Raw genomic sequence first — 6,356 nt, forward strand, 5'->3', positions numbered from 1 at the left:
AAAATTTAATAACTATTGAACTGCCGCGCATCTGAACCTTGAAAACCGCATATTAGAAGTATTTGATACATCTGCTCTGTAACTGCCCAATTATGGTGCAGCCCCTTTGAAGTCACAAATATTCACTTAGCCGATTTACTTAATCCTTCTCTGTAACTGCCCAATTATGGTGCAGCCCCTTTGAAGTTTGCCTTGGCGCAAGGAATGGACTGCTTCAGGGGCTGTAACTGCCCAATTATGGTGCAGCCCCTTTGAAGTGTATCAACCGGGAAGGTTGAACGCTTTAGACATCCTGTAACTGCCCAATTATGGTGCAGCCCCTTTGAAGTTGCGCTATTGCTCAATTGATGTTTTTTGGAAACGCTGTAACTGCCCAATTAATGGTGCAGCCCCTTTGAAGTCTTTCTAGATGGCAAGTAGCGCAAATTATCTATATCTGTAACTGCCCAATTATGGTGCAGCCCCTTTGAAGCCCCCGATTGAATACGAGTTGTTGGCAGGATTTGCTAGAACTGCCCTTTATTGGTGCAGCCCCTTTGAAGCTAACATTAGAGAGTAGTAAACTTGTTACCAAGACTAGAACTGCCCTTTATTGGTGCAGCCCCTTTGAAGCATATACAACCAAGTAAAGCCTACTACTTAGGCAGACTGGAACTGCCCTTTATTGGTGCAGCCCCTTTGAAGCCTCTATCAGGTCGTTGCTGTCGCACCTCGTGTAAAGCTGGAACTGCCCTTTATTGGTGCAGCCCTTTGAAGCAGCCTACAAAGCGCGAGACTTAATGATTGAGCAAACTAGAACTGCCCTTTATTGGTGCAGCCCCTTTGAAGTGTTTTCTTTAAAAATCCTCCGGTCTATGCTTAAACTCAAGTAGAGCAGGAGCAACATGTTTTGTGAGGTCAGATAAAAAACGACCGATCACTAAAAACTAAATTCTATGTAAGCTAATCGGCATCTAAGCTGCAATATAACTGACATTACCTTTGTTTTTGATTTTCCGATGCCACTTAATCCGAAATTTCTCACAAACAATAAAAAATCAATTCACATCGCTTGATGTAAGACATTTTTCGATACATCATCAATTGAAATTTATGATGGTAAACAAAGTAAGTACAAAACACTAATTATCAAGCTAAAACAGTTACCGATATTTTGGCTTATGCTGAGATTGAAACACTCTGTTCATAAAATTAAGCATCCAAAACAAGGCTTGAATCAAACCAAGCCAAAAATATTATTAGAGAGAAGGTGAAATGCTGCTTGACTCGAAATTAAGCGGTATTCGAGAGCATTTTTAAGCATCTGTAAGCAGCAGCAAAAATATGTTTTACAGGACTTGAGCTAGTAATCGCAATTAAAGTTCGCCGTGAGCTTATAGTAATTAAGGCTCCTAACTTCAATAATTTTGTCCGAATAGTCCCAACTTGAGAATTTTTTAATTCGGTTTTGGCTAAACATTGTGACCGCAATGCATTCATCAAAACATAAGCAAGAGAACAAAACCATAAGCGTAGCTGATTTCCTGCAAATGTATGAGTACTAGTTCTATCACTAAAAAGTTCTAGTTGTTGTTCTTTAAAGCGATTTTCCATCTCCCCTCGCTTACAATATTTTTGTCTATATAGTTGACCAGGGGGTACTTTATTGGTAGGAAGACTTGTAACAACAAAACGAATATTGTTTCCCTTTATCCCATATTCTACCTTACAAACAACACGACGACTACGACTCCAAGATTCACGAGTTTGATAGTCTAACGACTTATGCCAAATTGAGTTATCAATCAGATCACAAGCAAGTTCAGAAATTCGTTCATCTGGTTTAAATAGAGTTTCTAAGAATGAAGTTACTGTTGATAAGTTCTGCTCAAACTCAAGCGAGGCTTTCTTTTGAGTCGTCTTAGCCATTTGAATTAAAGGCTGTTTCGCGCCAATCCGAAAACGTAGTCAACTCCAGTCTGCGACTCACACCATGTCATAATATCGTCTCTGGAATAGGCACTATCTCCTCGTACTAAAATCTCAACATTCTGCCAATGTTGACGTATTTGTTTAATCACTCTCTGTAGTTCTGATAATGCCCCGGCTGCTGGGTCTACATTTGAAGGTCTAAGTTTGGCTGCTAACAAATGTTTCCCACAGAAAATATAAAGTGGAGCATAACAGTATCAGAGCAAACGCATCTAAATTACTCTTGATCACAACGAAGGTTAAGAACCAACGAAAAAATCAGGATTTCGAGCTTGATTATTTTTTAAGCCCCAAAGCGATCGCCTAAAACTTTCGCAATAAGCAAAACTTAATGACATTGATTTTAAATCTATTCTCAATAAAGTATGCTTATTGACATGATGCGGCCGCCCTGATAACAGTATCCTCCGTAATAAGTATTAAAGAAAACTTGCTCCTGATTGCCATGTACTAAATCATCTGTTACATCTAAGTCCAAAATAATTTTTCGTGGTTCTTTTGAGTAAGATTGTAAAAATATACTTACAAATAGGCTTTCAATTTCTGCTGAAGAATGCCCAATTTTATGGTAACGACTATCTGCTGCTTGTTCTACATCTTTAGGACAATGTTCCAACCTATTCAATGTACTCTTCCCTGCTAATATTGCAGGCTCATCCTTTACTCCAATTCTTTTTCCTAATGCTATAGCAAACATCGGATCATGACGCAGTTCTTCATGGTCATTTAAATCTTCGTATCCCATGACCAACCCGTAGATTCGTTGTTTAATTAAGTTTTCTATTGAATGATCAATTCGATAAGGCTTTCGGTAATCTTGGAAACATAGTGCAAACTGTGATGTGATTTGCAGTTTTCTGTCTATTTCAGCAATTAAGCTTAAACCTGCATCAGATGTTACTTGTCCACCCTGGAAATTAACTACGACTGGAACTGACTTTGGCTGTTCAAATCTGAACTGTTTTGTTATACGATCTGTTGAAGCTGGGGTCATGCTCTACAACTGCTGAAATGCTTTCTATATATACATTTTCGCAGCTTTTGATCCCCTTTTTTCAGCTTTTGTGAGAAATCCGCGTTTAATGACTAACTCGCCTTGATTCAACAACTTATCTAGCAGTAATTTTCACTCATCTACTGATTTAAATAAGCGATGAGCAATATATTCTTTACATGAATGCCAAACTAACTCAATAATGTTGTAATCAGGGCTGTAAGCAGGTAAGAACTCTAAAACAAAATTCGGAAACTCTTCAGATATTTTAGCTAGTACATCTTTACGTTTGTGAAAGTTCGGGTTAAGCAGGTTGTGATAAAGCCCACTCTATGTGAAGGCTATATCTGCCTTTGTTTATTCCGAGGCTTTGTTGCATGAAAGAAAAAATAACATTCTAACCCTGTTCTGTCATTAGACTTGTCCGAAAACTCCAAAGCCAGACTGTTCAAAGCTTTGAGGCAAAACTTTGATATTTACGTAAAAACGCAATAATAAGGCTTTGAGATAGTTACTGTCAGTTTAGAGGCATAAAAAAAAGACTCCTTTATTTGAGATTTTCCTGACTATTCTTATTAGCTAAGTTGGCAAAATTAAACTACCAATTCTCAGCCTGACTAACCCACAAACTGTTAAGATCATCTGCTCGTAAGTCTCAAGATTTAGCCGAAATCTCTGTGAGGAAATCCGAAATATTTTGAGCAGGCGGATTAAATGCTCAATAAATATCCGATTACTGGACAAAGCTTTGTTTTCATCTTTTTGCTGTTGAGTTAATTCTCGTTTTGATTTCCTTTTATGAGGAGTAGTGATATTTTCGCCTCCTTGGAAACCTTTATCACCTGAAAAGGGTTGAGATTTATCAAATTTATTTTGAGATTTACGAAACAGTTTTATATCTGCTGTTGGCCCAGGAACACCTATTTCTACCTTCACAATATCTTTCCCTTCTGGTATGCCAATTACCAGGCTTTTTAATGTATGTTGTCTTTTCTTAAAAGAATTATATTTTTGTTGCTCTTTTTGGTCTGATTTCCTATATCTTGGCTGTTCCAGGCTATCGACTAATAACCTAAAAGTAGTTAGTAGTTCTTGCACAAACAGTAAATCGCTCTCGTTATTTGAGACTTCTTCTAACAAACTGGATGGTAAAATGTCTCGAAGAATAGGTATCCATTTATGGAATGTATCGTTAGCTTCCGTTTTGGAAACACCAAACAACATTCCTAATACTTGAAATGTTGGCATCTGTCTTAAATAAAATAGACATAAACATACTTGCTCTTGGATTAGTAGTTTTTCTTTGCGACCACCACCAGCCGCATTAATTCTTATTTTTCGGTTCTCTTGTTTAGTTTTAATTTCTTGATGGCGTTTTATAGCGCAATTTAATAGTGATTGCAATTGTTCGTAACGAATACCTAAAATTTGTTTTGTTTTATGTGGATATTTCTCGATATAATCAAAAACCATACCTAATTCAGTAAAATGGTAAATGCTCAATTTATCATTTTACCATTCTTCTTTTTCTAAGTTAATATTTCGGACAAGTCTATTTAGTTTCCCGCTTGTGCGCTCTAACGGTGGGTGTACTCTCGGACTTCAATAATTTTGCTGGGCATCGGTTCTGTAATCGCTGTTCTATTTATAAGGATAGTTTCTGGTATCAATATGTTCATGCATCATTTGATTGAAATAGTGGCAATCTGATGATTTTTCGCCAGGGACTAAGCAGAGGCGATACCACCGGTTCATGACAGGTACGCGATCGCACTCCTGAGTGCCCCAATTGGAGGCATCTTTAACAGCAGTGGCGGTTTGCTCTCAGTCTTTGGAGTACGAATTCGACTTTTCGACTTATATACAGCGCTTCCAGCTATTATGCAATATAGTTTTCTCCTTGCCCCTCCCCTATCATCGCTTTCAACTTTTAGGATGTACCTCATAGCTGCCGGAAGTGCTGTAATGAGCCAAAGCTTAAAGTTTAGCCAATTTTGGCAAGTCATTCTTTACTACATAATGATCGCTTGGATGAATTGCGAGGTACCAGTATCGTTGCCGCGAAAGCCGTACCTGTTGCACGCTGGCAATTTCGACAGTAACAATTACCCATTATGATTGGCTTTGCCGAACATTCATAGCGGATTGCACCACACATACAACCGTCAGTAAAGTGTTTTCACGTTCTGACTTCTGTGTATCTAGTAGAATATACCAATGAGAACACCCCGTTCGGGTCGGTTTCTTTTCGCTCGAAGATCATTCCAGCTTTTTCAAGCACCCGTTGTGACGCTAAATTTTCTGGATAGATTGTGGCAAAAATCTGCGCTAGTCCGCACTGTGTCAGCCCATAGTCAAGCAAGGCTGGAACCAGTTCACTAGCTAAACCCTGCCCCCACCAATGCGGCTCAAAACTGTAAATAATCTCTGGGATTGGGGGGTTAGTCCGTTCTGGATCGTACACAATTCCGCAACACCCGACAAATTCATTTGTGCTCTTCTCCACCACTGCCGAAGCCCCGAAACCTTTGGTTTGATAGTTACACAGCGAAACTTCAATCCATTTAACACACTGTTCATAAGTCAGGGGCTGCCCATCACCCATCCACTGCGCTACCTTAGGATTACTATGTAACCGAAACAGTCCAGCTGAATCCTCTGGCAAAAAGTGACGGACGAACAGACGTGGCGTTTCTAGGAATTTCAAAACTACCTCTAGATATTTTATTCAGTTATGAAGCATTAAATTATGGCTGCGGAAATGTTGTACTAAAAACGATAGTACACAGATAGTTAGATTGTCAATTATTCTGGTAGGTGCGAATACTCTTGTTTGGGGTGGGGACAACCATTTGAGTAATATATTGTAACATTTTTACCTGTGAGTCCGGCGTATGCTTTCCTCTAGCAAAAGGTACAGGGTGAGCGGTTAGGAGTATGTCAATGCACTTTTGCTTTGAACCGATGAAAAAGCTGAGGCAGAAAAACTTACTCGCTGGCATTCTAAGAGGATGTTTTAAAAGTCGAAGCGAGTTAAAAATTATGCCAGTCGCCTGACCATAATCCGGATCATCGCAATGTAAATAAAAGTCTCAGAGGTTTCTGGTAGTCGTTCATAATCTTTACTTAAACGTCGACACCAGTTAAGCCAACCAAAAGTTCGCTCAACAACCCAGCGCTTTGGTAAATGGACAAAACCTTTCTTTTCCAATGGTCGAAGCACAATTTCCACAATCCAGCGAAACATATCCATCACCCAACGCATAAATTCTTCACCACGGTATCCGCCGTCCATCCAAATAAGATTTAAACGTTTTACCTGACTGCCTGTATTGTGAACTCGGTTGAGAACTTTTTTCGCTCCTTCTCGTTCTGGAAGACTGGCTGAGGT

Annotated in this window: 4 protein-coding genes and 3 pseudogenes; all 7 read right to left on the reverse strand. The window is 39.1% G+C overall.

Going from position 1 to position 6,356, the window contains the following annotated elements:
• Positions 1-1,272: 1,272 nt before the first annotated feature.
• Positions 1,273-2,168 (reverse strand): annotated as a pseudogene (locus H6G97_RS43010) (IS1380 family transposase); the annotation flags it as partial.
• 206 nt (positions 2,169-2,374) lie between these two features.
• Positions 2,375-2,965, reverse strand: a pseudogene (locus tag H6G97_RS43015) (transposase); the annotation flags it as partial.
• Between the two features lie 135 nt (positions 2,966-3,100).
• Positions 3,101-3,271 (reverse strand): annotated as a pseudogene (locus H6G97_RS43020) (transposase); the annotation flags it as partial.
• Positions 3,272-3,544: 273 nt separating this feature from the next.
• The gene (locus tag H6G97_RS43025; RefSeq protein WP_190946647.1) at positions 3,545-4,438 is read right to left on the reverse strand and encodes a transposase family protein; all 894 of its coding nucleotides are present in this window, start codon (positions 4,436-4,438) and stop codon (positions 3,545-3,547) included.
• 529 nt (positions 4,439-4,967) lie between these two features.
• A complete protein-coding gene (locus H6G97_RS56310) occupies positions 4,968-5,123 on the reverse strand; it encodes a GFA family protein (RefSeq protein ID WP_422394269.1) in 156 nt (51 codons plus the stop codon).
• A gap of 21 nt (positions 5,124-5,144) precedes the next feature.
• A complete protein-coding gene (locus tag H6G97_RS43030; RefSeq protein WP_190946648.1) occupies positions 5,145-5,672 on the reverse strand; it encodes a GNAT family N-acetyltransferase in 528 nt (175 codons plus the stop codon).
• A 333-nt stretch (positions 5,673-6,005) separates the two neighbouring features.
• A partial coding sequence (locus H6G97_RS43035; protein WP_190941080.1) for a transposase occupies positions 6,006-6,356 on the reverse strand: 351 nt, incomplete at its 5' end.

This window comes from Nostoc flagelliforme FACHB-838 (assembly GCF_014698065.1).
Classification (GTDB): Bacteria; Cyanobacteriota; Cyanobacteriia; order Cyanobacteriales; family Nostocaceae; genus Nostoc; species Nostoc flagelliforme_B.

Bases quoted from the DNA above. Each gene is read 5' to 3' on its own strand.
- H6G97_RS43025 (WP_190946647.1), bottom strand. From the start codon at position 4,438: ATGGTTTTTGATTATATCGAGAAATATCCACATAAAACAAAACAAATT.
- H6G97_RS56310 (WP_422394269.1), bottom strand. From the start codon at position 5,123: ATGTGTGGTGCAATCCGCTATGAATGTTCGGCAAAGCCAATCATAATG.